This window comes from Pseudomonas sp. O230, from assembly GCF_045447035.1.
Lineage (GTDB): Bacteria > Pseudomonadota > Gammaproteobacteria > Pseudomonadales > Pseudomonadaceae > Aquipseudomonas.
This window is the reverse complement of record NZ_JBJGXN010000009.1, coordinates 169879-195200: the sequence shown is the minus strand read 5'-3', so window position 1 is coordinate 195200 and position 25322 is coordinate 169879. Positions and strand designations below refer to the sequence as shown.

General features: G+C 59.7%; 20 protein-coding genes. 17 read left to right on the top strand and 3 right to left on the bottom strand.

Features of this window, described 5'->3' with window-relative positions; translation table 11 throughout:
- Positions 1 to 12 precede the first annotated feature (12 nt).
- The 8 genes from ACI77H_RS20625 to ACI77H_RS20590 all read left to right on the top strand — a co-directional run bounded on the left by ACI77H_RS20625 (position 13) and on the right by ACI77H_RS20590 (position 10415).
- Positions 13 to 903, top strand: coding sequence for an NAD(+) kinase (locus tag ACI77H_RS20625; protein WP_007906781.1), 891 nt, complete (start codon positions 13 to 15; stop codon positions 901 to 903).
- A complete protein-coding gene (locus tag ACI77H_RS20620; protein WP_407013726.1) occupies positions 900 to 1874 on the top strand; it encodes a metallophosphoesterase in 975 nt (324 codons plus the stop codon). The genes ACI77H_RS20625 and ACI77H_RS20620 overlap by 4 nt, the downstream gene beginning before the upstream one ends.
- Complete coding sequence (locus ACI77H_RS20615) at positions 1871 to 2740, top strand: rhomboid family intramembrane serine protease (protein WP_407013571.1); 870 nt, start codon at positions 1871 to 1873, stop codon at positions 2738 to 2740. The genes ACI77H_RS20620 and ACI77H_RS20615 overlap by 4 nt, the downstream gene beginning before the upstream one ends.
- A 34-nt stretch (positions 2741 to 2774) precedes the next feature.
- Positions 2775 to 3035, top strand: a complete 261-nt coding sequence (locus tag ACI77H_RS20610) for a YeaC family protein (RefSeq protein WP_407013570.1) — start codon at positions 2775 to 2777, stop codon at positions 3033 to 3035.
- A complete protein-coding gene (locus ACI77H_RS20605; protein WP_407013569.1) occupies positions 3032 to 3862 on the top strand; it encodes a DUF2797 domain-containing protein in 831 nt (276 codons plus the stop codon). Before ACI77H_RS20610 ends, ACI77H_RS20605 begins: the two co-directional genes overlap by 4 nt.
- Positions 3863 to 3872: 10 nt before the next feature.
- Positions 3873 to 6530 carry an aminopeptidase N gene (gene pepN / locus ACI77H_RS20600; RefSeq protein ID WP_407013568.1) on the top strand — a complete coding sequence of 886 codons (2658 nt, stop codon included), beginning with the start codon at positions 3873 to 3875 and terminating at the stop codon, positions 6528 to 6530.
- Positions 6531 to 6928: 398 nt separating this feature from the next.
- The gene (locus ACI77H_RS20595) at positions 6929 to 8002 is read left to right on the top strand and encodes a WD40/YVTN/BNR-like repeat-containing protein (RefSeq protein WP_407013567.1); all 1074 of its coding nucleotides are present in this window, start codon (positions 6929 to 6931) and stop codon (positions 8000 to 8002) included.
- Positions 8003 to 8030: 28 nt separating this feature from the next.
- The gene (locus ACI77H_RS20590; protein ID WP_407013566.1) at positions 8031 to 10415 is read left to right on the top strand and encodes an RND family transporter; all 2385 of its coding nucleotides are present in this window, start codon (positions 8031 to 8033) and stop codon (positions 10413 to 10415) included.
- 62 nt (positions 10416 to 10477) lie between these two features.
- Here ACI77H_RS20590 and ACI77H_RS20585 read toward each other — a convergent pair whose 3' ends face one another.
- The 3 genes from ACI77H_RS20585 to ACI77H_RS20575 all read right to left on the bottom strand — a co-directional run bounded on the left by ACI77H_RS20585 (position 10478) and on the right by ACI77H_RS20575 (position 18107).
- Positions 10478 to 15175 carry a dermonecrotic toxin domain-containing protein gene (locus tag ACI77H_RS20585; RefSeq protein ID WP_407013565.1) on the bottom strand — a complete coding sequence of 1566 codons (4698 nt, stop codon included), beginning with the start codon at positions 15173 to 15175 and terminating at the stop codon, positions 10478 to 10480.
- Positions 15176 to 15448: 273 nt separating this feature from the next.
- Positions 15449 to 16168, bottom strand: coding sequence for a FadR/GntR family transcriptional regulator (locus tag ACI77H_RS20580; RefSeq protein WP_407013564.1), 720 nt, complete (start codon positions 16166 to 16168; stop codon positions 15449 to 15451).
- A 202-nt stretch (positions 16169 to 16370) separates the two neighbouring features.
- Complete coding sequence (locus ACI77H_RS20575) at positions 16371 to 18107, bottom strand: IlvD/Edd family dehydratase (RefSeq protein WP_407013563.1); 1737 nt, start codon at positions 18105 to 18107, stop codon at positions 16371 to 16373.
- A 193-nt stretch (positions 18108 to 18300) separates the two neighbouring features.
- Between ACI77H_RS20575 and ACI77H_RS20570 the strand changes: the two genes are divergently transcribed.
- From ACI77H_RS20570 to ACI77H_RS20530, 9 genes are all read left to right on the top strand, one after another.
- Positions 18301 to 19623 carry an MFS transporter gene (locus ACI77H_RS20570; RefSeq protein WP_407013562.1) on the top strand — a complete coding sequence of 441 codons (1323 nt, stop codon included), beginning with the start codon at positions 18301 to 18303 and terminating at the stop codon, positions 19621 to 19623.
- Between the two features lie 152 nt (positions 19624 to 19775).
- Positions 19776 to 20768 carry an AraD1 family protein gene (gene araD1, locus ACI77H_RS20565; RefSeq protein WP_407013561.1) on the top strand — a complete coding sequence of 331 codons (993 nt, stop codon included), beginning with the start codon at positions 19776 to 19778 and terminating at the stop codon, positions 20766 to 20768.
- Positions 20769 to 20778: 10 nt separating this feature from the next.
- Entirely contained in the window at positions 20779 to 22359 is a 1581-nt protein-coding gene (locus ACI77H_RS20560; RefSeq protein WP_407013560.1) for an aldehyde dehydrogenase (NADP(+)), read from the top strand.
- 200 nt (positions 22360 to 22559) lie between these two features.
- Positions 22560 to 22856, top strand: a complete 297-nt coding sequence (locus ACI77H_RS20555; RefSeq protein ID WP_407013559.1) for a DUF5629 family protein — start codon at positions 22560 to 22562, stop codon at positions 22854 to 22856.
- The gene (locus ACI77H_RS20550; protein WP_407013558.1) at positions 22849 to 24018 is read left to right on the top strand and encodes a lactonase family protein; all 1170 of its coding nucleotides are present in this window, start codon (positions 22849 to 22851) and stop codon (positions 24016 to 24018) included. The genes ACI77H_RS20555 and ACI77H_RS20550 overlap by 8 nt, the downstream gene beginning before the upstream one ends.
- Before the next feature lie 155 nt (positions 24019 to 24173).
- Positions 24174 to 24353 carry a hypothetical protein gene (locus tag ACI77H_RS20545; protein WP_407013557.1) on the top strand — a complete coding sequence of 60 codons (180 nt, stop codon included), beginning with the start codon at positions 24174 to 24176 and terminating at the stop codon, positions 24351 to 24353.
- Positions 24354 to 24565: 212 nt separating this feature from the next.
- Positions 24566 to 24691 (top strand): hypothetical protein, encoded by a 126-nt coding sequence (locus tag ACI77H_RS20540; RefSeq protein ID WP_407013556.1) that lies wholly within the window; start codon positions 24566 to 24568, stop codon positions 24689 to 24691.
- Between the two features lie 115 nt (positions 24692 to 24806).
- Complete coding sequence (locus ACI77H_RS20535) at positions 24807 to 25019, top strand: hypothetical protein (RefSeq protein ID WP_407013555.1); 213 nt, start codon at positions 24807 to 24809, stop codon at positions 25017 to 25019.
- Positions 25016 to 25273: a hypothetical protein gene (locus tag ACI77H_RS20530; RefSeq protein WP_407013554.1), complete on the top strand. Its 258-nt coding sequence runs from the start codon at positions 25016 to 25018 to the stop codon at positions 25271 to 25273. Before ACI77H_RS20535 ends, ACI77H_RS20530 begins: the two co-directional genes overlap by 4 nt.
- Positions 25274 to 25322 lie beyond the last annotated feature (49 nt).

The following is a 25322-nucleotide window of genomic DNA, read 5'->3' as shown; positions in this document are numbered from 1 at the left end:
CGTAGGGGCACCATGGAGCAATTTCGTAATATCGGCATCATCGGTCGCCTGGGCAGTTCGCAGGTGCTGGATACCGTCCGCCGACTGAAACGGTTTCTGCTCGATCGTCACCTGCACGTGATCCTCGAAGACACCATCGCCGAAGTCCTGCCGGGTCATGGCCTGCAAACCTCGTCGCGCAAGATGCTCGGCGAAGTGTGTGACATGGTGATTGTGGTCGGCGGTGACGGTAGCCTGCTCGGCGCCGCGCGCGCACTGGCCCGGCACAATATCCCGGTGCTCGGCATCAACCGCGGCAGCCTCGGTTTCCTGACCGATATTCGCCCTGATGAACTGGAAGTCAAAGTCGCCGAAGTGCTCGACGGCCACTATCTGGTGGAAAACCGCTTCCTGCTGCAAGCCGAAGTCCGCCGCCACGCCGAGGCCATCGGTCAGGGCGATGCGTTGAACGACGTGGTGCTGCACCCCGGTAAATCGACGCGGATGATCGAATTCGAGCTGTACATCGACGGCCAGTTCGTCTGCAGCCAGAAGGCCGACGGCCTGATCGTCGCCACGCCGACCGGTTCAACTGCGTATGCGTTGTCGGCAGGCGGCCCGATCATGCATCCCAAGCTCGACGCTATTGTGATTGTGCCGATGTACCCCCATACCTTGTCGGGTAGGCCGATTGTGGTCGATGGCAACAGTGAGCTGAAAATCGTCGTGTCCAAAGATATGCAGATCTACCCGCAAGTCTCCTGTGACGGGCAGAACCATTTCACCTGCGCGCCGGGTGACACCATCACCATCAGCAAAAAAGCGCAGAAGTTGCGGTTGATTCACCCGCTCGACCACAACTACTACGAAGTCTGCCGGACCAAGCTCGGCTGGGGCAGCAAGTTGGGGGGTGGAGGCGACTGATGCTCGATCCCGCGCGAAGTTATGACCTGATCGGTGACGTGCACGGTTGCGCTCTGACCCTTGAGCACTTGCTCGACCAGCTCGGCTATCACAAACAGGGCGGCGTCTGGCGGCATCCGTCGCGCATGGCGGTGTTCGTCGGTGACATCATCGACCGCGGCCCGCGGATTCGCGAGGCGCTGCATATCGTCCATGACATGGTCGAAGCCGGACAGGCGTTGTGCATCATGGGCAACCATGAATTCAACGCACTCGGCTGGAGCACACCGGCGCCGCCGGGCAGCGGCAAGCAATTCGTCCGTGAGCACACGCCGCGGCATGCGCGCCTGCTGGGTGAAACCCTGACCCAATTTGAAGATCATCCCGCCGACTGGCATGACTTCCAGCAATGGTTCTACGAATTGCCGCTGTTTGTGGATGCCGGGCGTTTCCGTGTGGTCCACGCCTGCTGGGATTCGGGCCTGATCGAACCGCTGCGCGCGCTGTTTCACGACGGCTGCGTCGATGAACATTTCCTCCAGGCTTCGGCCGTGCCGGGCAGTTTTGCCTGCACGGTGTTCGACCGCTTGCTGCGCGGCACCGACATGCGTTTGCCTGACGGCTTGACCATGACCAGCGGCGATGGCCTGACGCGCTCGTTCTTCCGCACCAAATTCTGGGAAGACGACCCGCAAACCTATGGAGACATTGTGTTCCAGCCTGACGCTTTACCGGAACCCGTGGCCCGGACGCCGCTGTCGTCCACCGAGAAAAACACCTTGCTGCGCTATGGCGTTGACGAACCCTTGCTGTTCGTCGGCCACTACTGGCGCAGCGGCAAACCGGCGCCGATCCGCCCGAACCTGGCCTGCCTGGATTACAGCGCAGTGCTCTACGGCAAGCTGGTCGCCTATCGCCTGGACCAGGAAACCCGGCTCGATCCGCACAAGTTCGTCTGGGTCGATGTCGAACGACCGGAGGCCCTGCGATGAGTGCCGTGGCCGTTTTACGCCTGCCGTTGGCAGTGGACCTGAGCGGGTTCGTCGAACTGCTGCAGCGCATGCAGGTGCCGCATCGGGTCAGCGAAGAACAGGGCGAGCAAGTGCTGTGGGTGCCCGCCAATATCAGTGAAGACGTGCGTGCGTTGTACGAGCGTTTTCCAGCGGGCGATCCCGATCAGCAGCTGGACATCCCGGTGGCAAAAACCACCAAGCGTCCCGGTTTCGTCGAGCAATTGCGCCACGCCCAGGCGACGGCGCTGGTGCTGTTGCTGAGCCTGATCGTCGGCGCGGTGACGCTGCTGGGCGAAAACCTCGACACCATGCGCTGGTTCACCTTCCTCGATTTTCGGGTGGTTGGCGAGTACATCCATTTTGTGCCACTGGCCGACAGCCTGGCGGCGGGGCAGTGGTGGCGTCTGGTGACGCCGATGCTGATCCACTTCGGTTTTCTGCACCTGGCCATGAACGGCATGTGGTATTGGGAACTGGGTCGACGCATCGAGTCGCGTCAGGGCGCAATCAACCTGATCGGCCTGACCTTGCTGTTCGCCCTGGTGTCGAACTATGCCCAGTTTTATTTCAGCGGCCCGACCTTGTTTGGCGGGTTGTCCGGCGTGTTGTACGGCCTGCTCGGACATTGCTGGATCTTCCAGTTGCTGTCGCCGAATCGGGCTTATCGCCTGCCGCGCGGGGTGCTGGTGATGATGCTGGTGTGGTTGCTGCTGTGCCTGTCCGGGCTGGTCTCGATGATCGGCTTCGGTGAAATCGCCAACGCCGCCCACGTCGGCGGGTTACTCATCGGATGCTTCACCGGTTTGTTGGGTGGTTTGTACAACCGCCGTAAACTGGCCGTCTAAAACAGTTACGTGAATCAAAGAGCGCGGAGACCCAATGTCCTCTTTCAACGAAATGATCAAGAACATCACCCCGGACATCTACCAGAGCCTGAAACTGGCGGTGGAAATCGGCAAATGGTCCGATGGCGGCAGACTCACCGCCGAGCAACGCGAACTGTCGCTGCAAGCGATGATCGCCTGGGAAATCCAGAACCTGCCGGAAGAACAGCGCACTGGCTACATGGGCCCGCAGGAGTGCAGCTCCAAGTCGATTGAAGTGCTGAATATCCTGTTCAAGTCGGATGCCATCCATTGATCGAGATTGGCCGCGGTGCAGTCAGTAAAATGTCGGCGCGCCTGGAAGGGTCCGATGTGCAGTATGCGTTTCGTCTGGGCGACGTCGAGGTACCGGTCAATCCGTTGATCGGCACCACGGTGCGTCTTGAGTACCTCGGGGCGATCCACTGCTCCCATTGCGGGCGCAAGACCAAAACCAGTTTCAGCCAGGGTTACTGCTACCCGTGCATGACCAAACTGGCGCAGTGCGATATCTGCATCATGAGCCCGGAGCGTTGCCACTATGACGCCGGCACCTGCCGTGAGCCGGCGTGGGGCGAGAAGTTCTGCATGACCGATCACATCGTGTATCTGTCGAACTCGTCCGGGGTCAAAGTCGGGATCACCCGCGCGACTCAGCTGCCGACCCGCTGGATCGACCAGGGCGCCCGACAGGCGTTGCCGATCATGCGTGTTTCGACCCGCCAGCAGTCGGGCTTCGTCGAAGACCTGTTTCGCAGTCAGGTGGCGGACAAGACCAACTGGCGTGCTTTACTCAAGGGCGAAGCGGTTTCGGTGGATCTGGCCGAGGTTCGCGATCAGCTGTTCGATAGCTGCGCAGAAGGTTTGCAGGGTTTTCAGGAACGATTCGGCCTACAGGCAATCCAGACTATTGCCGATGTGGAACCGCTCGAAATCCGTTATCCGGTCGAGCAATACCCGGCCAAGATTGTCAGCTTCAACCTGGACAAGAATCCGATTGCCGAAGGCACTCTGCTGGGAATCAAGGGCCAGTACCTGATCTTCGACACCGGCGTGATCAATATTCGTAAATACACGGCCTATCAGCTCGCCGTGCATCAGTAAGGACTCCCGCATGCGCACCGAACAACCGAAGATGATCTATTTGAAAGACTATCAGGCGCCCGAGTACCTGATCGACGAGACGCACCTGACCTTCGAGTTGTTCGAGGACCACAGCCTGGTCCATGCGCAACTGGTGATGCGCCGCAACCCTGAACGTGGTCCGGGCCTGCCGCCGCTGGTGCTGGACGGTCAGCAACTCGAGCTGCTGTCGGTGACGTTGGCCGACCGCGAGCTGAGCGAGGCTGATTACCAGTTGACCGAGAATCACCTGACCCTGCAGCCGACCAGCAGTACCTTCACGGTCGACACCAGCGTCAGGATCCACCCGGAAACCAACACTGCGCTGGAAGGTTTGTACAAATCCAGCGGCATGTTCTGCACCCAGTGCGAGGCCGAAGGCTTCCGCAAGATCACCTATTACCTCGACCGCCCGGACGTGATGAGCAAGTTCACCACCACGGTCGTCGCCGAGCAGCACAGCTATCCGGTGCTGCTGTCCAACGGCAACCCGATTGCCAGCGGCCCGGGCGAAGACGGCCGTCATTGGGCGACCTGGGAGGACCCGTTCATGAAGCCGGCGTACCTGTTCGCGCTGGTGGCCGGTGATTTGTGGTGCGTCGAAGACACCTTCACCACCATGACCGAGCGTTCCGTGGCGCTGCGCATTTACGTCGAACCGGAAAACATCGACAAGTGCCAGCACGCGATGAACAGCCTGAAGAAGTCCATGCGCTGGGACGAAGAAGTCTACGGTCGCGAGTACGACCTGGACATCTTCATGATTGTCGCGGTCAACGACTTCAACATGGGCGCCATGGAAAACAAGGGCCTCAATATCTTCAACTCCAGTGCCGTACTGGCCCGCGCCGAAACCGCCACCGATGCCGCGCACCAGCGGGTCGAGGCGATCGTCGCCCACGAGTACTTCCACAACTGGTCGGGCAACCGTGTGACCTGTCGCGACTGGTTTCAGTTGTCGCTGAAGGAAGGCTTCACCGTGTTCCGCGATTCCGGTTTCTCCGCCGACATGAACTCGGCCACCGTGAAACGGATTCAGGACGTGGCTTACCTGCGCACCCACCAGTTCGCCGAAGATGCCGGCCCGATGGCCCACGCCGTGCGCCCGGACAGCTTCATCGAGATTTCCAACTTCTACACCCTGACCGTGTACGAAAAGGGCTCGGAAGTGGTGGGCATGATCCACACCTTGCTCGGCGCCGAAGGCTTCCGTAAAGGCAGCGACCTTTATTTCGAACGCCATGACGGCCAGGCCGTGACCTGCGATGACTTCATCAAGGCCATGGAAGACGCCAACGGTGTCGACCTGACCCAGTTCAAACGCTGGTACAGCCAGGCGGGTACGCCGCGCTTGGCAGTGAGCGAGTCCTACGACGCCGCCGCGAAAACCTACAGCCTGACCTTCCGCCAGAGTTGCCCGGCCACCCCGGACAAGGTAGAAAAACTGCCGTTTGTGATTCCGGTTGAACTGGGCCTGCTGGACTCAAAAGGCGCGCCTGTTGCCTTGCGCCTGTCCAGCGAAGCCAGTGCCCAGGGCACCTCGCGGGTCATTTCGGTGACCGAAGCCGAACAGACCTTCACTTTCGTCGACATCGCTGAACAACCGTTGCCTTCGCTGCTGCGCGGCTTCTCGGCGCCGGTGAAACTGAGCTTCCCGTACAACCGCGATCAACTGATGTTCCTGATGCAGCACGACAGCGACGGTTTCAACCGCTGGGATGCCGGTCAGCAACTGTCGGTTCAAGTGCTGCAGGAACTCATCGCTCAGCAGCAGAAGGGCGAGACGCTGGTGCTGGATCAGCGTCTGGTTTCCGCGTTGCGCACGGTGCTGTCGGACGAAACGCTGGATCAGGCGATGGTTGCCGAAATGCTGTCGTTGCCGGGTGAAGCGTATCTGACCGAGATCAGCGAAGTGGCGGACGTCGATGCCATCCACATCGCTCGCGAATTTGCCCGCAAGCAATTGGCGGACGGCTTGTTCGAGGCGTTGTGGCTGCGTTACCAGGCCAACCGTGATCTGTCGAAACAAACCCCGTACGTGGCCGAGGCCGAGCACTTTGCTCGTCGCGCATTGCAGAACATTGCGCTGTCTTACCTGATGTTGAGCGGTAAGCCTGAAGTCCTGGCGGCGACGCTTGAGCAGTTCGAGACCAGCGACAACATGACCGAGCGCCTCACAGCGTTGGCCGTGCTGGTCAACTCGTCGTTCGAAGAAGACAAGGCGCGGGCGCTGGCGAGTTTTGCCGAGCACTTCAAGGACAACCCGCTGGTCATGGACCAGTGGTTCAGTGTTCAGGCGGGCAGCACGTTGCCGGGCGGGCTGGAGCGGGTCAAGGCGTTGATGCAACATCCGGCGTTCAACATCAAGAACCCGAACAAGGTGCGGGCGCTGGTCGGTGCGTTTGCCGGGCAGAACCTGATCAACTTCCATGCGGCAGATGGGTCGGGTTATCGCTTCCTCGCGGATCTGGTGATCGAACTGAACGGCTTCAACCCGCAGATCGCTTCGCGCCAACTGGCGCCACTGACCCGCTGGCGCAAATATGACGACGCTCGCCAGGCATTGATGAAAGGGGAGCTGGAGCGGATTCGCGCTTCGGGTCAGCTGTCGAGCGATGTGTTTGAAGTGGTCAGCAAAAGCCTGGCTTGAGTCTGGCCTCTCCTACAGGGTTCGCCGCGAACCCTGTAGGAGCCAGCTTGCTGGCGATGGACTCAAGGGCTCCGCGTTTAACCGGTTCACCCTCGTTATCGTTAACGATCATCGCCAGCCGGCTCCTACAGGGGTGGGCGTAAACCATGGCAACCAATCCCCAATCAGCCCACCTGATACCCCACCATTCAGAAAACCCCCATCCCCCCCAAGTTAACAAAACATAACGTGGCGTCGATTGTCAGACCTTTCCAAACCCCGATAGGATAAGCCAGCTTCCGAAGGGGCTCTGGATTGCGGGTTTCAGGACTATGCTCCTAACCACTCAATCCCAGCGAGCACCCCTATCGGCGCCCTGAAAGGTTGAACGACCTAACAATAATAATGGGGGAAGGTCTATGAGTGAGCCTGTCATGGGTGTGGGTATCTGCCGCCCGCCGGCACTGCGCAAATTCGCGTTGCTGGCTACAGCGCTCTCGCTGTTGGGCTGTGCCGTGTTGTCAGCACCTGCGCTGGCCGCTGCGGCGCCAGCCACCGACGTTGTCTATTCCGTTGAGTCCGCCAAGGCCAGCAAAAGCCTGATGCTCGACGTCGTGCACGCCGGCAAGCGCCTGGTGGCGGTCGGTGACCGCGGGCACATTCTGTATTCCGATGACCAGGGCGCGACCTGGACCCAGGCCAAGGTGCCGACCCGGCAACTGCTGACCTCGGTATTTTTTGTCGACGACAAACACGGCTGGGCCGTCGGCCATGACGCGCAGATCCTCGCCAGCGAGGACGGCGGCGTCACCTGGACCAAACAATTTGAAGATCTGAAACGCGAATCGCCGCTGCTCGACGTCTGGTTCAAGGACGTCAACAGCGGCTTTGCCGTGGGCGCCTACGGTTCGCTGATGGAAACCACCGATGGCGGCAAACACTGGGAAGACGCCAGCGACCGCCTCGACAACGAAGACCAGTACCACCTCAACGGCATCGCAGCAATCAAGGATGCCGGGCTGTTCATCGTCGGCGAGCAGGGCAGCATGTTCCGCTCCGCTGATTGGGGGCAGACCTGGGAAAAGCTTGAAGGTCCATACGAAGGCTCGTTGTTCGGTGTGATTGGCACCGCCGAGGCCAACACGCTGCTGGCCTACGGTCTGCGGGGCAACCTGTTTCGCTCCACCGATTTCGGCAGCACCTGGGAGCCGGTCGAGTTGAAAGCCACCCGCGGTGCGCTGGAGTTCGGCCTGTCCGGCGCCACCTTGCTCGACGATGGTTCGATCGTGATCGTCGGCAACGGTGGCTCGGTAATCCGCAGCAACGACAACGGCGAAACCTTCAGCGTGTTCAACCGTCCCGATCGCATTTCCGTTTCGGCGGTCACCGCGGCAGGCAACGGCAATCTGATTCTGGCAGGACAGGGCGGCGTTCGCGTCACCTCGCCAACTGGCGCCGGCGCAGAGAATGGAAAAAACGGGTCGTCCAAATGAGCCGGGCAAATAATAAGAAGGCGGGTCTATGACATCCCTAAGCAGCCATCACCAAGACAAGGCGACGTTTCTGGAGCGCCTGATTTTCAACAACCGCCCGGCAGTGATCGTGATCTGTCTGTTGGTGAGTATTTTCCTGTTCTGGCAGGCGACGCTGATCCGGCCGTCCACCAGTTTCGAAAAGATGATCCCGCTCGAGCATCCGTTCATTCAAAAGATGATGGAGCACCGCAACGACCTGGCGAACCTGGGCAACACGGTTCGTATTTCGGTTGAAGCCACCGACGGCGACATTTTTTCCAAGGAGTACATGGAGACTCTGCGTCAGATCAACGACGAAGTGTTCTACATCTCCGGCGTCGACCGTTCCGGCCTCAAGTCGCTGTGGAGTCCGAGCGTGCGCTGGACTGAGGTGACGGAGGAGGGCTTCGCCGGGGGCGAAGTGATCCCGCAGAGCTACAACGGCTCCCAGCAAAGTCTCGATCTATTGCGCAACAACGTACTCAAGTCCGGCCAAGTCGGGCGCCTGGTGGCCAACGACTTCAAGTCGAGCATCGTCGATATCCCGTTGCTGGAGTCCTACCCGGATCCGCAGGACCAAGGCAAGTTGCTGGCCCTGGACTACCGCAAGTTCTCCCACGAGCTGGAAGAAAAGATCCGCGACAAGTTCGAGAAACAGAACCCCAACGTGCAGATCCACATCGTCGGTTTCGCCAAGAAAGTCGGCGACCTGATCGATGGTCTGGTGATGGTGGTGATGTTCTTCGGTATCGCCTTTGTCATCACCCTTATCCTGTTGTACTGGTTCACCAACTGCATGCGCAGCACCGTGGCGGTGTTGAGCACGACGCTGGTGGCGGTGGTCTGGCAACTCGGCCTGATGCACTTCTTCGGTTTCGGGCTGGATCCGTACTCGATGCTGGTGCCGTTCCTGATCTTCGCCATCGGTATTTCTCACGGCGTGCAAAAGATCAACGGTATCGCCTTGCAGTCCAGTGAGGCCGACAACGCGTTGACTGCGGCGCGGCGCACTTTCCGCCAACTGTTCCTGCCGGGGATGATCGCGATCCTTGCCGATGCGGTGGGTTTCATTACCCTGCTGATCATCGACATCGGCGTGATTCGCGAGCTGGCTATCGGCGCATCCATCGGTGTGGCGGTGATCGTGTTCACCAACCTGATCCTGCTGCCCGTCGCGATTTCCTACGTCGGCATCAGTAAACGTGCCGTCGAGCGCAGCAAGAAAGACGCGCACCGCGAACACCCGTTCTGGCGCCTGCTGTCCAACTTTGCCAGCCCGAAAGTCGCCCCGGTGTCGGTCGTGCTGGCCCTGCTGGCCTTCGGTGGCGGCCTTTGGTACAGCCAGAACCTGAAAATCGGCGACCTCGATCAAGGTGCTCCAGAACTGCGTCCGGATTCGCGCTACAACAAGGACAACAATTTCATCATCAGCAACTACTCCACCAGCTCCGACGTGTTGGTGGTGATGGTCAAGACCAAGTCCGAAGGTTGCTCGCGCTATGAAGCGATGGCACCGATCGACGAACTGATGTGGAAGATGCAGAACACCGAGGGCGTGCAGTCGGCGATCTCGCTGGTAACCGTGTCCAAGCAGATGATCAAGGGCATGAACGAGGGCAACCTGAAATGGGAAACCCTGTCGCGCAACCCGGACGTGCTGAACAACTCCATCGCCCGCGCTGATGGCCTGTACAACAACAGTTGCTCCCTGGCGCCGGTGCTGGTGTTCCTCAACGATCACAAGGCGGCAACGCTGGATCGCGCCGTCCATGCGGTGAAGGACTTCGCCAAGGAAAACAACAAGGAAGGTCTGGAGTTCATTCTCGCGGCGGGTAACGCCGGCATCGAGGCGGCCACCAACGAAGTGATCAAGGAATCCGAGCTGACCATCCTGATCCTCGTCTACATCTGCGTCGCGACCATGTGCATGATCACCTTCCGTTCCTGGGCGGCGACTTTGTGCATCGTGTTGCCACTGGTGCTGACCTCGGTACTCGGCAACGCCCTGATGGCCTTCATGGGGATCGGCGTCAAAGTCGCAACCTTGCCGGTGGTGGCATTGGGTGTGGGGATTGGCGTGGACTACGGCATCTACATCTACAGCCGTCTGGAAAGCTTCCTGCGTGCCGGTCTGCCGCTGCAAGAGGCGTACTACCAAACGCTGAAGTCCACTGGTAAAGCCGTGCTGTTCACCGGTCTGTGCCTGGCGATCGGCGTGTGCACCTGGATCTTCTCGGCCATCAAGTTCCAGGCCGACATGGGCCTGATGCTGACCTTCATGCTGCTCTGGAACATGTTTGGCGCGCTGTGGCTGCTGCCGGCGCTGGCACGTTTCCTGATCAAGCCGGAGAAACTGGCGGGGCAGAAGGGCAATTCGTTGTTTGCTCACTAACCCCAGGCAAAAACAAGAAGCCGCAACCCGGGTTGCGGCTTTTTTATGGGCGATTGAAAAACTCAGCGCGGTTGCAGCGGCAAGAAATCGCGGCTGGCCAGTTCCTTGCTGATGATTCCATGATGAATAGCGATTTGTTGCTTCGGATCTTTAGCCTTGGCCATGGCCGATTCGTAGGTTTCGAAACGTTGCTCCCTGGTTTTCAGATGCGCCTGGGTGTAGTCAGCCTTGGCATCTTCTGTGTTGGCGTAGTGAAAATGCGCGTACCACCAAGGTTGATTGTCTTTATTCAACAAGACGTATTCCTGCATGAAATCCTTGCGTCCGGTTTTGAGCTGAACACGGTGGCCGATGATTCGCGCAACAATCGCATTGTTGCGCAGCAGAAACTCCACACCCTCGCTACTGGGCGGCCGGGCGAGGGTCATGCGAGTGCGTAGCTCGCTCGCCTTAGTGTCGAGGTTGCGCGCCTTATCCCGGAGGCCGTCGATCAGCGAAACGTCGGGAGCCCGGTTGGCCGGAGGGCTTTCGTGCTGTTCCAGGCTATCGGCATACCCAATCAATTTTTGTGCCTCGCGCTGCAGTTGCTCTTCGATTTCCTTGGGAGAACTGGCGCGTTGCGCGTAACCCTCGATCTTTTGCACGTGTTTATCGGTATCGGCCAAGGCTTTGCGAGCATCACCCTTGAGCTGCTGGTAGGCACGTGGAGCCCTGGGCGTTACGGGCCTGACATCGACGACTTCCACCCAGACATTGGGTTCGTGTTCATGAAACGAGGCCAGTGGTTTTTTTTCGAAAGGATCGTTGATGTCGACAATGTCTCCTCCCTGGTTGGCGATGCGTTGGCGAAGATCGCCGATAAACGCGCCCTTGGCGGTATTGATAACCCGCTTGCGGCTGGGCCATGAATCAGGACGTTTCACTGGCGGCCTGGGGCCGGATGCAGAGGCGGACGGTTCCTCCGGTTGCGGCTGCAGCTGAAGCGCTTCCGCCAGACGTCGCTCGGCATCCACACGCAGCTGATCAATGAGCTCACGCAGTCGATTAAAAGGGTGTGTTTGCAGTTCATCGGTACTGAAAATGCCTATCGCTTCCAGACCATCCTGTGCCTTGTTGTACTGATCGACCAGGTTATCCAGAACGGCGATCCGGTCGCTGTTGGTGTAGGTGTGCTCCGTTTGCAGTTCGGCATGGGAGCGAGACAGCAACAGCAGCGGGCTGAGAGTGCGTTCGAGCACACCCATGGTATTGCTTCCCAGGGCCTTGAGGCTGAGCAGGCGCAAGACACTCAATTGGTAGCACTTGATTCGCAGTGCCGTCATTTCATCTTCGGGCCTGTTGCCGGTCAGTCGCTTCCAGTACTCCAGGCCCAGGCGAGGGACCTGCTTGAGTTCCAGCAGCCGACTGTCTACCTGTTCAAGAAACCTGATCATGGTTTCGTTGATTTCGGCGGTTTTGCGCATGAACTCAAAGTAGCGATCCAGTACCACGTCGCCCTCGCGGGTGATCGCTTCATGCAAATGTCTGATCCCCTCTCTCAAGTCCGCGTATTGGCTATCGACCGCTTCGCGCTCCCAGTCAGTGATGACGACCCGTTTGCGAGCGTTGTTGATGAGGTTTTCCGACAGGCTGCACAATTGCAGGGGATCGGGATCGGATTTGGTCAGTTCGCTCAATTCCCTGATCTCGGCCAACAGCGTGGCGTAGCTTTCGGTCTGTTTGTCCAGCTCATCAACGAAGCGTTGCCTATACGTGGCGCGATCGAGCTCGGTGCTGGCGGGATCGTTTTTTTTCAGCTGCATCAGGTTCTCGGCGATGTCGACACGCTTCTGCACCCGGGCTTGTTGGTCCACGAACTCCTGACGATTGAGTTGCAGCAGGCTGATGCGTTGTTGGGTCATTTCTCGCTGAGCGCTGATTCGCGCATTGCGCCCGCCGCCGAGCAGTTTCAGCCCTTGATCCAGGGTCCAGTGGCCATTGCCATCGGTCTTGAGCTTGATGCCGGGATGATCCGGGTGCTCGGGGTGTATCAGATACGCCTCGCCGAAGCCGGGCACGATACTGGCGCGAAACAGCAGGCCGGCGACGCTGGCGTGCCAGGTGTTGGCGATCCGGTACAAGCCTTTGAAGGCGCCGGTTGTGATGGGCGCTGGCAGAGGTGTCGGCCAAGGCACCTGGAGCTCCCGTAACGTGTTGAACAACCGGGCCGATGCCGAATCGCGAGCGCTCGACAGGTTGAAGTCGAGCAAGGTATTGCCACTGCCCGGCGGCTCGGAAGGCAGGCCCGGCGTGTCCTCGGTGATGGTCGGTTCGGTGGGCCATGAGAATGTCTGTGAAGGACGGCGCAGGGAGGCGAGGGGGGCCGGAATTTCCGTCACCGTGCTGTCGGAAAGTGCCGGGGCACCTTGCTCTCGGGCCACATGCAGAACCAGCAGGCCAATGTTCAACAGCACATCGATCCATGCCTGGTTCCGCGCCTTTGGGTCATCACTGTCCAGCGCCGGGAGATCATTGATCAGGCTGTGGGCGATTTGCAGCATCCAGCCCACGACCATGGAGGGGCCGCGTAACAGCGGCAGAATCACATTGTTGAATACCAGCCAGCCTCCCTCGAGGATGATCGCCCAACGGCTCTCGGCATTCGACACCGATTGCCGGTCCGCCAGATCAATCAGTGCACGTGCGTTGCTGACGAACAGGCTGGCGAGTAATCGACCTTCTTCCAGCGCAGTGAGCCAGTCACCGACCGCTTCGTCGCCTGCGAGAATCGCCGGTTGCGGCTTCTCTGGTGGTGAGAATTCGTCGCCTGCATGGAAGTGGACAATGTGGGGTTCGGTGAACCCGTTGTTGTCGTAGATCGGCCGTGCGCGATCCGGCAGCCAGGTTAGCGCACTGGTTTGTAACGGGCCGGACTGCGCAATGGCACTCAGCAGGTCCTGACGACTGGGGTATTGGTGCAGGGAGTCGGGGTACAGCGGTCGGTAAAGAATATGCGGGCCGACCGCCTTCAGGTCTTTCGGCTCGATGATGAACATGTTGCTGGCCACATCGGACAGGGCCCCGGGTTTTCGTTGAAACGCCAGAGGCCTGATGACGATCGATTGTTCCTCCACGACTCGCTCGGCAGCCAACGGTTGGAATACGGCATCGACATATCGATAGCCCAAGAGGGTGAATCCGTGTTCACCCTTGATCGAGTGCTCCAGGGCACGCAGCGGTAGATTTACGCTCAGTTCGAGACCGAAAAGTCGCAGGCGTTCCTTGGCCTCGGGACTGTCGCCAAGCAGTTGTGCTTTGAGGTACTCGGGGTAATTTTTTCCGACATCGACCCGACTCACCAGCCCCAGTAAATAGGCCTCGGTGGTCCAGTCTTGAATCAGGTGGTTACCGGTGTGGCGGAGGGTCATCCGGCCTTTGGGTTTGCCGGCGAGATTGTTGATCGCCAGATCAGTCAGTGACATTTGGACGGGTTCAAGGTAGCCGCTGCCCAAGTCGCCAACGGGCACATGAAAGGTCAGTTCCAGCTCATCGGACTTGTAGCCGGGTGCCAGGGGCTGGTCTTTGAGCATTTGTTCATGCAGTGCATTTTTGGTGAACGTGCGAAGGTCAATGACGTCGTCGCGCAACGAACGTCCCTGTGTCTGTTGTTGGGCGCTGGCTATCGATAACGTGTGTTTACGCCAGGCCATGCGATCTGTGTGGCCCGCACCCTGCAACCAATCGGGAATCACAGCCTGTAGGGGCTGAAGGTGCGTCGGGTGGTGGTCGCTGCCGAGAAACCGTGCGGCCACATCGGTGATTGCGTCAAAACGTTTTTCAAGCTCAACCAGGCTTAGGTGAGCAGGCAATTTCAGCGATTTCAGGTCTTGCAGTTGCTGGTTCAGCAGCAGGGCCGCCTGGGTATCAAAGATGTTGCCGTCCGGTGCAAAACGTTTCCAGGTGATGGAGTCGGCCGTGAAGTCCTGCTGCAACCGCGCACTCCATGCAGCACCGAAGGCTTGCATGGACGGGAACGACTCGATATCGCCGGTCACGCTGCACAACAAATGGGTATCACCGCAAGTCACCAGAATATCCGGCGTCTGCAGCGTGATCGTCACTTCGCCTCTGCTCAGCGTGATTTGGAGCGTGCAGGCTTCAATAGCACCTTTGGCCCAGGGTCGCTGAAGGCGTTCACGGTTGTCGGGTTGGCGGGCCAACTCCAGGAGAATCTCGGCCTGGGACGCATTATTCTCCGCGAGACGCGTCGCGGACGTTTTCAGCACGCCGGCGAGCAGATCCCCCAGCCATTGCCAGCGGCTGACGCCGCTTTCGTCCTGTTCGTTCCAGCAGTCCTTCAATGATTCCTGAGCGCCGATGTAGAGAATGTCGGGTAACTCTCGAATGACATCCGCGATCACTTGCAGGTCAGGCAACTGCGATGTCGTGTTGTTGACGGCGAGTCGTGCAGGGGCACGGTTGGTCAAAAAGCAGATGCGACCGAATTGCTCGCGAAAATCCGGGAATGTACCGCTGGCGAGATACTCAAGCACCAAATCCATAAGCGGTGTGAGCCGCCAGGCCCCACCCGGGATCGGTTGGGCAATCTTGGTTCGGTCAGGGTCGAACGCCAGTTGCGGGTATTTTTCCAGAATGCCGTCCTTGAGCATGCGGGCGGTTTGCGAGCGTAATGTCGGCCGAGTGTTGAATCGGGTGTGAACCGCGCGCGCGATGATGTCGGTGTCGCTTGCGGTGGTCGGCGGCGATGCAGGTGTGGGCATGATGCAATCCTTTGCATGAGTGGTTCCTCACCGTAAACCGAATGGAAAGGGATGTGCGGTAGCCGGTTACCGCACATTGATCGATTCGATTGGGTAAGGAAGGTTTTCAGGCCAGAAACGAAAAAGCCGCAACCTCACGGCTGCGGCTTTTTTACATCTGGATTCACATAATCCTTTGTAGGAGCCGGCTTGCTGGCGATGGTGTGTCAGCCACATTGATGTCGACTGACACGCCATTGCCAGCAAGCCGGCTCCTACAAGGGATCGCGTTGTTTATGAAGGATCGGTTCCGAGCACCACATTCAGCGCACTGCGCGCATCATCCAATTGCACCAGCGTCGCATGCCGTGCCCCCAGCGCATCGCGATTCTCGATGGCCGTGAGAATTGCCTTGTGCCGTGGCAGCGCCAATTCATGCAGATTCGGCCGCTGGTTGGAATGCTTCAAGGCTTCGGCAATCGCCACCGACAGCATGTTGCACAGGTTCGCCAGCAGATCGTTGTGGGTGGCGTCGGCGATGCGGCTGTGGAAATCCAGGTCCGGTTGCAACAGGGCTTCGGGGGTCGGCGCGGCTTCCATGCGTTGGTAGGCTTCACCGATGGAGGCGATGTCCGCATCGGTGGCGAACTGCGCGGCGAGGGCCGCCGCCGCCGGTTCAATAATGCTACGCACGCTGGTCAGCAAATCGAAGAATTCATTCTGCGGGCTGCTTTGCATCAGCCAGTGCAGCACGTCCGGGTCGAGCATGTGCCATTCCTTACGCTGCTTGACCACCGTGCCGACTCGCGGACGGGAATACACCAGACCTTTGGCGACCAATACACGCGTGGCTTCGCGCAGCACCGGCCGGCTGACCGCGTATTCCTCGCACAACAGGGCTTCGGCGGGCAGCTTGTCGTCCGGTTTGAAGCGTCCGGAAACGATCTGCATGCCCAGTTCCTGGACAATGCGCGAGTGCATGCTTTTGCGGTCGGAGGGTTTGCGGTAATCCATGGGAAGCGGCGCGATCCTGTGCGGGGGAAGTGCCGCGCATGATAGCAGGCGCGGCGAGGACGGTCGCCAGAGCAAGCACGGTCCTGTGTCCAATGAAGATCAAAACTGTAGGAGCTGGCTTGCCAGCGATGGTGTGTCAGTCGACACAACAGTGCCTGACCCACCATCGCTGGCAAGCCAGCTCCTACAAAGGGTTGCGGGGTTAGTGAGAGTGGCGGGGGACTTCGGCCCCGCGGCAACCCACCAGGAAGTCAAAGTCGCACCCTTGATCCGCTTGCAGCACATGGTCGATGTACAGCTGGCGGTATCCACCGAGGATCATCTGCGGCGGCGGTTGCAGATCCGCCATGCGCGCCGCCAGTTCGGCGTCCGGAATGTCCAGGTGCAAGCGCCCGTTGGCGCAGTCGAGTTCGATCCAGTCGCCTTCCTTCACCGCCGCCAAAGGCCCGCCGGCCGCCGCTTCCGGTGCCACGTGCAACACCACTGTGCCGTACGCGGTGCCGCTCATGCGTGCATCGGAAATGCGCACCATATCCGTCACACCCTGGGCCAGCAATTTGGCCGGCAAGCCCATGTTGCCGACTTCGGCCATGCCCGGATAACCCTTCGGCCCACAGTTTTTCATCACCAGAATCGAGTTGGCATCCACGTCCAGATCCGGATCGTTGATTCGCGCCTTGTACATGTCGAAGTTCTCGAACACCACGGCACGCCCGCGATGCTGCATCAGTTCTGCGCTGGCAGCGGACGGTTTGAGTACGGCACCGAGTGGCGCCAGGTTGCCGCGCAATACGCAGATACCGCCGTCGGCGCGAATCGGGTTGTCGAGGGTGCGGATCACTTCGTCCTGGCCGTAAATCGGCGAGTCCTTGGTGTTCTCGCCCAGCGTCTTGCCGTTGACGGTGAGGGCGTTCGGATGCGGAATCAGGTTGGCTTCGCCGAGACGGCGCAGTACCGCAGGCAAGCCGCCGGCGTAGTAGAACTCTTCCATCAGGAAGCGCCCGGACGGTTGCAGGTCGACGATGGTCGGCATGCCGCGACCGATGCGGGTCCAGTCGTCCAGCTCGAGGTCCACGCCGATGCGGCCAGCAATGGCTTTCAAGTGGATCACGGCGTTGGTCGAACCACCGATGGCGGCGTTGACCCGAATGGCGTTTTCGAAGGCTTCCTTGGTGAGGATTTTCGACAGCTTCAAGTCTTCGCGAACCATCTCCACCGCACGCATGCCGGACATGTGCGCCAGCACATAACGACGCGCATCGACCGCTGGAATCGCCGCGTTGTGGGGCAGGGAAGTGCCGAGCGCTTCGGCCATGCAAGCCATGGTCGATGCGGTGCCCATGGTGTTACAGGTGCCGGCGGAGCGGGACATGCCACCCTCGGCCGCGAGGAAGTCATCGAGGGTAATGGTGCCCGCTTTCACTTGTTCACTGAGCTGCCAGACCACGGTGCCCGAGCCGATGTCCTGGCCCTTGTGCTTGCCGTTGAGCATCGGCCCGCCGGTGACGACGATGGCCGGTACGTCGCAACTGGCCGCGCCCATCAACAGCGCCGGGGTGGTTTTGTCGCAGCCGGTCAGCAGCACCACGCCGTCAATCGGGTTGCCGCGAATGGCTTCTTCGACGTCCATGCTTGTCAGGTTGCGGGTGAACATGGCGGTCGGGCGCAGGTTCGATTCACCGTTGGAGAACACCGGAAACTCCACCGGGAAACCGCCGGCCTCGATCACGCCGCGTTTGACGTGGTCGGCAATCTGGCGGAAATGCGCGTTGCACGGGGTCAGTTCCGACCAAGTGTTGCAGATGCCGATGATCGGCTTGCCGTGGAACTGGTGGTCGGCGATGCCCTGATTCTTCATCCAGCTGCGGTACATGAAGCCGTTCTTGTCGGCCGTGCCAAACCATTGGGCGGAGCGCAGGGTGGGTTTCTTATCAGACATAATCGTTTCTCTTATTGTATGACTATATTGTTCGAGCTGAGGCGTAACATAGGCTCAAATTCGGACGTTTGGAAGTGTTGTTGCGTAAATAGTATTACTATATAGTCCGCTTCAACGGAGGGATGGTCCTGGCATTTTTGGGCGAGAGGCGTCCCCCGAGGTTCTATAACAACAACAATCGGAGACCGATCTCATGAGCCAGGAACTGCGGCTTATCCGTCGCATCACGCTGAAACTGATTCCCTTCCTGATCCTGCTGTACCTGATCGCCTATGTGGATCGCTCCGCCGTCGGCTTCGCCAAGCTGCACATGGGCGCCGACATCGGTATTGGCGACGCGGCTTATGGCCTCGGCGCCGGGCTGTTCTTCATTGGTTACTTCCTGTTGGAAATCCCCAGCAACCTGATGCTCGAACGCTTCGGCGCGCGGCGCTGGTTTGCGCGGATCATGGTCACCTGGGGCGCCATCACCATCGGCATGGCCTTCGTCCAGGGGCCGCACAGCTTCTATGTGATGCGCTTTCTGCTCGGCGCCGCCGAAGCCGGGTTCTTTCCGGGCGTTCTGTACTACATCACGCAGTGGTTCCCGGTTCGCCATCGCGGCAAGATCCTCGGGTTGTTCATCCTGTCCCAGCCAATCGCCATGTTGATTACCGGCCCGGTGTCCGGCGGCTTGCTCGGCATGGACGGCATCCTTGGATTGCACGGCTGGCAGTGGCTGTTCATCGTCATCGGCACCCCGGCGATCCTGCTGACCTGGCCGGTGCTGCGCTGGTTGCCGGATGGTCCGCAACAGGTGAAATGGATGGATCAGCCCGAGAAAGACTGGCTGGCCGGTGAGCTGAAAAAGGACCTTGAAGAGTACGGTCAGACCCGTCACGGCAATCCGTTGCATGCGCTCAAGGACAAACGTGTGTTGCTGCTGGCGCTGTTTGATCTGCCGGTCACCCTGAGCATTTATGGCCTGGGCCTGTGGTTGCCGACGCTGATCAAGCAGTTCGGTGGCACGGATCTGGTGACGGGCTTCGTGTCGTCGGTGCCGTACATTTTCGGGATCGTCGGTCTGTTGATCATCCCGCGCAGTTCCGACCGTTTGAATGATCGCTATGGCCATCTGGCGGTGCTGTATGTGTTGGGTGCCATCGGCCTGTTTCTCAGTGCCTGGCTGACGGTGCCGGTGCTGCAACTGGCGGCGCTGTGCCTGGTGGCGTTCGCGCTGTTTTCCTGCACCGCGGTGTTCTGGACCTTGCCTGGCCGGTTTTTTGCGGGCGCCAGTGCCGCGGCGGGGATCGCGCTGATCAACTCGGTGGGCAACCTGGGTGGCTACATCGGTCCGTTCGTGATTGGGGCGCTGAAGGAATACACCGGCAACCTGGCGTCCGGGTTGTATTTCCTTTCGGGAGTGATGGTGTTCGGGTTGATTTTGACGGGCGTGGTCTACCGCGTGCTGGAGCGCAAGCATGTGTTGCCGGCTGATCAGTTTGCCGCCAGCGCGCGTGGCGCGACCCGCTCCTGACAGGAAAGAAGTAATCACCGCAGATCTTGTGGGAGCGGGCTTGCCCGCGATGACGGCGGCACATGCACCAACGATGTGTCAGACAGACCGCTATCGCGGGCAAGCCCGCTCCCACAGGGGCCGTGGTGTTCTCAATAAACAGGAGAAAATCCATGCGTTTGGTTCAATTCGAATTGATTAACGGCGAGCGCCGGGTTGGCGTGGTCGAGGGCAGTCTGGTGCACGAAGTGCAGGACGCGCGCACGGTGCGCGATCTCGCGTTGGCGGCGATCGAGGCGGGCGTCAGTCTTGAGCAACAGGTGAATGCCCTGGGCCTGGGCATCAGCCACGAGTATGCAGAGCTGCTGACCCAGCTGCGCATCCTGCCACCGCTGGACCATCCGGACCCGGCGCATATGCTCGTCAGTGGCACCGGCCTGACTCATTTGGGCAGTGCTTCGGCGCGGGACAAGATGCATCAGCAGGCCGGTGATGAAGCGGCGATGACCGACACCCTGCGCATCTTCAAATGGGGCGTGGAGGGCGGCAAACCGGCAGCGGGGCAGGCCGGTGTGCAACCGGAATGGTTCTATAAGGGTGACGGCAGCATCGTCGTGCGTCCGGGTAAACCGTTCCCGCTGCCGCCGTTTGCCGAAGATGCGGGTGAAGAGCCGGAGCTCAGCGGTCTATACGTCATCGGCCACGACGGCAAGCCGTATCGCCTCGGTTATGCGGTGGGCAACGAGTTTTCCGATCACGTCATGGAGCGCAAGAACTACCTCTATCTGGCGCACTCCAAACTGCGCAGTTGCAGTTATGGGCCGGAACTTCGGGTGGGTGAGTTGCCTCAACATCTGGTGGGCACCAGCCGCATTTTGCGCGACGGCGAAGTGCTGTGGCAGAACGAGTTTCTCAGCGGCGAGGCCAACATGTGCCACAGCCTGGAAAACCTCGAATACCACCATTTCAAATACAGCCAGTTCCTGCGTCCGGGTGACGTGCATATTCACTTCTTCGGCACCGCGACCCTGTCCTTTGCCGACGGCATTCGCACCCAACCGGGTGACGTGTTCGAGATCAGTCAGGCCGAGTTCGGTGCGCCGTTGATCAACGGCATCGCGCCGGTTGCAGCGGCCTTCGAACCCGGCACCATTGGCATTCTTTAAGGAGTCACTCATGACCCGGATACTCGGTCACAACTACATCGGCGGCCAGCGCAGCGCTGCCGGCACTATCATCGTCAACAGCGTTGATGCCAGCACCGGCGAAGTTTTACCTCACGATTTCTTCCAGGCCACGCCGGAAGAAGTCGATGCCGCCGCGAAGGCAGCCGCTGCTGCTTACCCGGCCTACCGCAGCCTGAGTGCCGAGCGTCGCGCGCAATTTCTCGATGCGATTGCCGATGAGCTGGACGCGCTGGGCGATGATTTCGTCGCCCTGGTCTGCCGGGAAACCGCGTTGCCCGCCGCCCGCATTCAAGGCGAGCGTGGTCGCACCAGCGGCCAGATGCGCCTGTTCGCCAAGGTGCTGCGGCGCGGTGATTTCTACGGTGCACGGATCGATCAGGCCCTGCCAGAGCGCAAGCCGCTGCCACGTCCCGATCTGCGCCAGTACCGCATCGGCCTCGGCCCGGTCGCGGTGTTTGGGGCCAGTAACTTCCCGTTGGCGTTTTCCACCGCCGGCGGCGACACCGCGTCAGCCTTGGCTGCCGGATGCCCGGTGGTATTCAAGGCGCACAGCGGTCACATGGCCACGGCCGAGCTCGTGGCCGATGCCATTATCCGCGCCGCGGAAAAAACCGGCATGCCGGCCGGTGTGTTCAACATGATCTACGGTGGCGGGGTCGGCGAAGCGCTGGTCAAGCACCCGGCGATTCAGGCCGTCGGTTTCACCGGTTCGCTCAAGGGCGGTCGGGCGTTGTGCGATATGGCGGCTGCGCGTGCACAGCCGATCCCGGTGTTCGCCGAGATGTCGAGCATCAATCCGGTGATCGTCCTGCCCCAGGCCCTGGCTGTTCGCGCTGAAAGCGTGGCCCGCGACCTGACCGCTTCGGTGGTGCAAGGCTGCGGCCAGTTCTGCACCAACCCCGGTCTGGTGATCGGCATTCGCTCGGCGCAGTTCAGTGCGTTTGTGCAGCAGGTCGCGGGGTTGATCAACGATCAGCCCGCGCAAACCATGCTCAACGCCGGGACCTTGAGCAGCTATGGCCAAGGCCTGCAAAAACTCCTCGCGCATCCCGGCATCGAGCACTTGGCCGGCAATGCGCAACAGGGTAATCAAGCCCAGCCGCAACTGTTCAAAGCCGATGTCAGTCTGTTAATTGATGGCGATGAAGTCTTGCAGGAAGAAGTCTTCGGCCCGACCACAGTGTTTGTCGAGGTGGCGGATCAGGCGCAACTGAGTGCCGCGTTGAATGGCCTGCACGGGCAGCTGACGGCAACGATCATTGGCGAGCCACAAGACTTCGAGCGGTTCGGCGAGTTGACGGCGTTGCTGGAGCAGAAGGTCGGGCGGATCCTGCTCAACGGTTATCCGACCGGTGTGGAAGTCTGCGATTCGATGGTCCATGGCGGGCCGTATCCGGCGACGTCCGATGCGCGTGGCACGTCGGTGGGGACGCTGGCGATTGACCGATTCCTGCGCCCGGTGTGCTTCCAGAATTACCCGGACAGTTTGCTGCCGGAGGCGTTGAAGAATGGCAATCCGCTGCGCATTCAGCGGCTGGTGGACGGACAGCCTTCGCGTGACGCCCTCTAACGGCTGAACACCGATAGCTGTGGGAGCGGGCTAGCCCGCGATGACGGCGGCCCAAGCACCAACGATGTGTCAGACAGATCGCTATCGCGGGCACGCCCGCTCCCACAGTGTTCAGTGCCGTCAGCAAGTTATGTGACCGGCACTGGATCGCGCGCTCATTGCGCTATCATTACGTCTTTCCCCTTCAAAGATTGACTGCCATGACTGCCGTAACCGACACCTTGCTCAACGCCCTCGAACACTGCGGAATGGTGGAAATCGACGGGTTGCATGCCTTCGAATTCGCCCTCGATGAGGATGACAATCTGCATATCGAATGCATCGATGGTAGAAATGCGCTGCATTGGGAATTCACCCCCGCGCAGATTCAAGCGGCAACCTTCGACCCGACTTTGCAGAGTTGGCTGATCAAGGACAACCGCGGCGAACACCGCTTGGTCTGCCTTGGCGACGGCGTCAGCGGCGACAACGAAGACGACGAGCAAGAGGATGCGTAACCTCTGGCCGCTGTTGATCGCCGGCAGCATTGGCGCACTGGGTGTTCAGGCCGCCTGCGCCGACAACTATCAATTGCTCGTGGGCTCCTACACCGCAGGGCAAAGCCAAGGCCTTTATCGCCTGAATTTCGACAGCGGCACAGGGCTGATCGACGCCAAACCCCTGCAAGTGGTCAACAGTGAAAATCCGTCCTGGCTGAGCCTGTCCAAGGATCAGCGTCACGTGTTCGTGGTCAACGAAAACGGGCCTGGACAGAAAGATCCGGTCGGACGTGTCAGCAGCTATGCAATCGACGCCAAAACCCATGCACTGAGCCTGATCAATCAGGTGCAAAGCCTGGGCAACGAACCGACCCATTCGAGCCTCAGTGGCGATGCCAGCCACTTGTTCGTCAGCAATTATTCAGTGGCACAAGACCCGGGCGGCACGCTGGCGGTGTTGCCGGTCGGCGCCGATGGCACGCTCAAAAACGTGGTGCAAATGAGCAGTCATCCGTCCAGCCGGGTCAACCCCGAGCGGCAGATGTCGGCGCATGTGCATTCAACGGTGTCCTCGCCGGATGGCAAGTTTGTGTTCTCCAATGATTTGGGTGCGGACAAGATCTTCGTCTATCGCTTCGATCCGAAGGCCAACCCGGACTTGCCGTTGACCGTGGCGACACCCGCGTCGGTCCAGTTGCCGCCCGGCAGCGGGCCGCGGCATTTGCTGTTCAGCGCCGATGGCAAACACGCGTGGCTGACCATGGAAATGAGCGCGCAGGTCGCGGTGTTCGATTACCGCAACGGCACGCTTGAACAAACGCAGATGGTCGACCTGGCAGCCGGGCAACCGACGTCGGACAAAGCCGCCGCAGCGTTGCATGCATCAAAGGATGGCAAGTTCCTCTACGTCAGCAACCGTGGCACCGCCAATCAGTTGCTGGTGTTTGCCATCGACCCCGCCACCGGCCACCTCAAGGAGCTGCAACGCCGTTCGGTGGAAGGGGATCACCCGCGCGAGTTCAGCCTCGATCCGAGTGGCAGGTTTGTGCTGATCGCCAATCAGAAGAGCAACCAGATTGTCGTCGTCGAACGCGATGCCAAGAGCGGTCTGCTGGGTAAAACCGTGCAGAAACTGCCGATGGATGCCCCGAGCGATCTCAAGTTCATACTGCGTCAATAGGCCGCAGGCCCCGGTTGATGGGGCCTGCATCCTTCTATTAATGACGCTGATATCTGCTAATGCTACAAAAGATTTCAAGGCGCCAACCTCGAAGGTTAAGTTTGCTTCACGGCCCCACCGGGCAAGCAAGCCAACTGAATCCGAGGAATACCGCCATGAACTTCAATCTCTTCTCTGTCATCGCCGCATCCGCCATCTCTGCCACTGTTGCTCTGCCAGCCAGCGCCAACGTTGAAATCAGCGACAAAAAATCCCACACCCAGAGCTACACCCAGAAATACCTGCAACAGAGCGCCCACTTCTACGCGGCCCTGGATCACAAAACCCAAGCCTGAAATTCCCGCCCTGCACCCTTTATGCAGGAGCGAAGTCACTTGCGTGGATCAAGCTGAAAAGCTTTGAGAAAGCCTGAGTGACGTCGCTCCTGCATAACGCGTTTACGACAGCATCATATTGCTATCAACGTCACGCTTGATATCACATAGCCATGAGTTTAAATTTGACGCTGATTTATTGACTCCTTCTCTAATAAAAAAGGATCGACAGCATGGCGATGCGTCTGGCCGTGATACTCCTGTTCCTCTATTCAACGCCCATTTTATCGGCTGCAACCCCCGTTCCAGGTGAGCCTGACGCCGCTCGAGAGCGCTTGATGAGTTTTATTGAAGGCTGAAATAGACTGGCTTAATGATCAACGAAGCTGATGGTGACTATGGATAACCCTGAGTGGTTATCACTGCTTTTATGATCGATTCTGTGGGCTCTGAAACATGCCCACGGAGAACACCATGGCCAGCGCAATCCTCACTTCTGCCAAATACGGCGCCTACCTGGCCATCGGTCTTTACGTGGCGCTGGTGTTGGTTGTCAGCATTACCGCGCAATCGCAACACGAAATCGACGCGCCGATTCAGGTCGCTTATCCCGGAATCCAGTTCGAACACCGCGCTCAAAACGCCGTGATCGATCACGCAGACGTGGCGGGAGTGGCAGGGGCATGAAAGGGGGCAAACTCTGGGTCATCGCCTTCCTGGCGTTCATGACCAATGGCGCTTCCCTGTTGGGCATCGGACAAGCCTCGGCAGGCTCTGTAGCGCGGTCGATCGAAGCGAATCACAACCTTGCTCGCAGCATCGAAACGGACAAGGCCATGGGCTTGCTGGCCGGCAATCCGCCGGTGAAACGCCAAGGCGATTTCTTCGGTCCGTTCCAGGTCGATTGCTCGGTGCTGAAGATGTGTGAAGTGTTTGCCTGAATCTTCGATACGTCACCACCCCCTGTAGGAACCGCCCGCAGCAACCCGG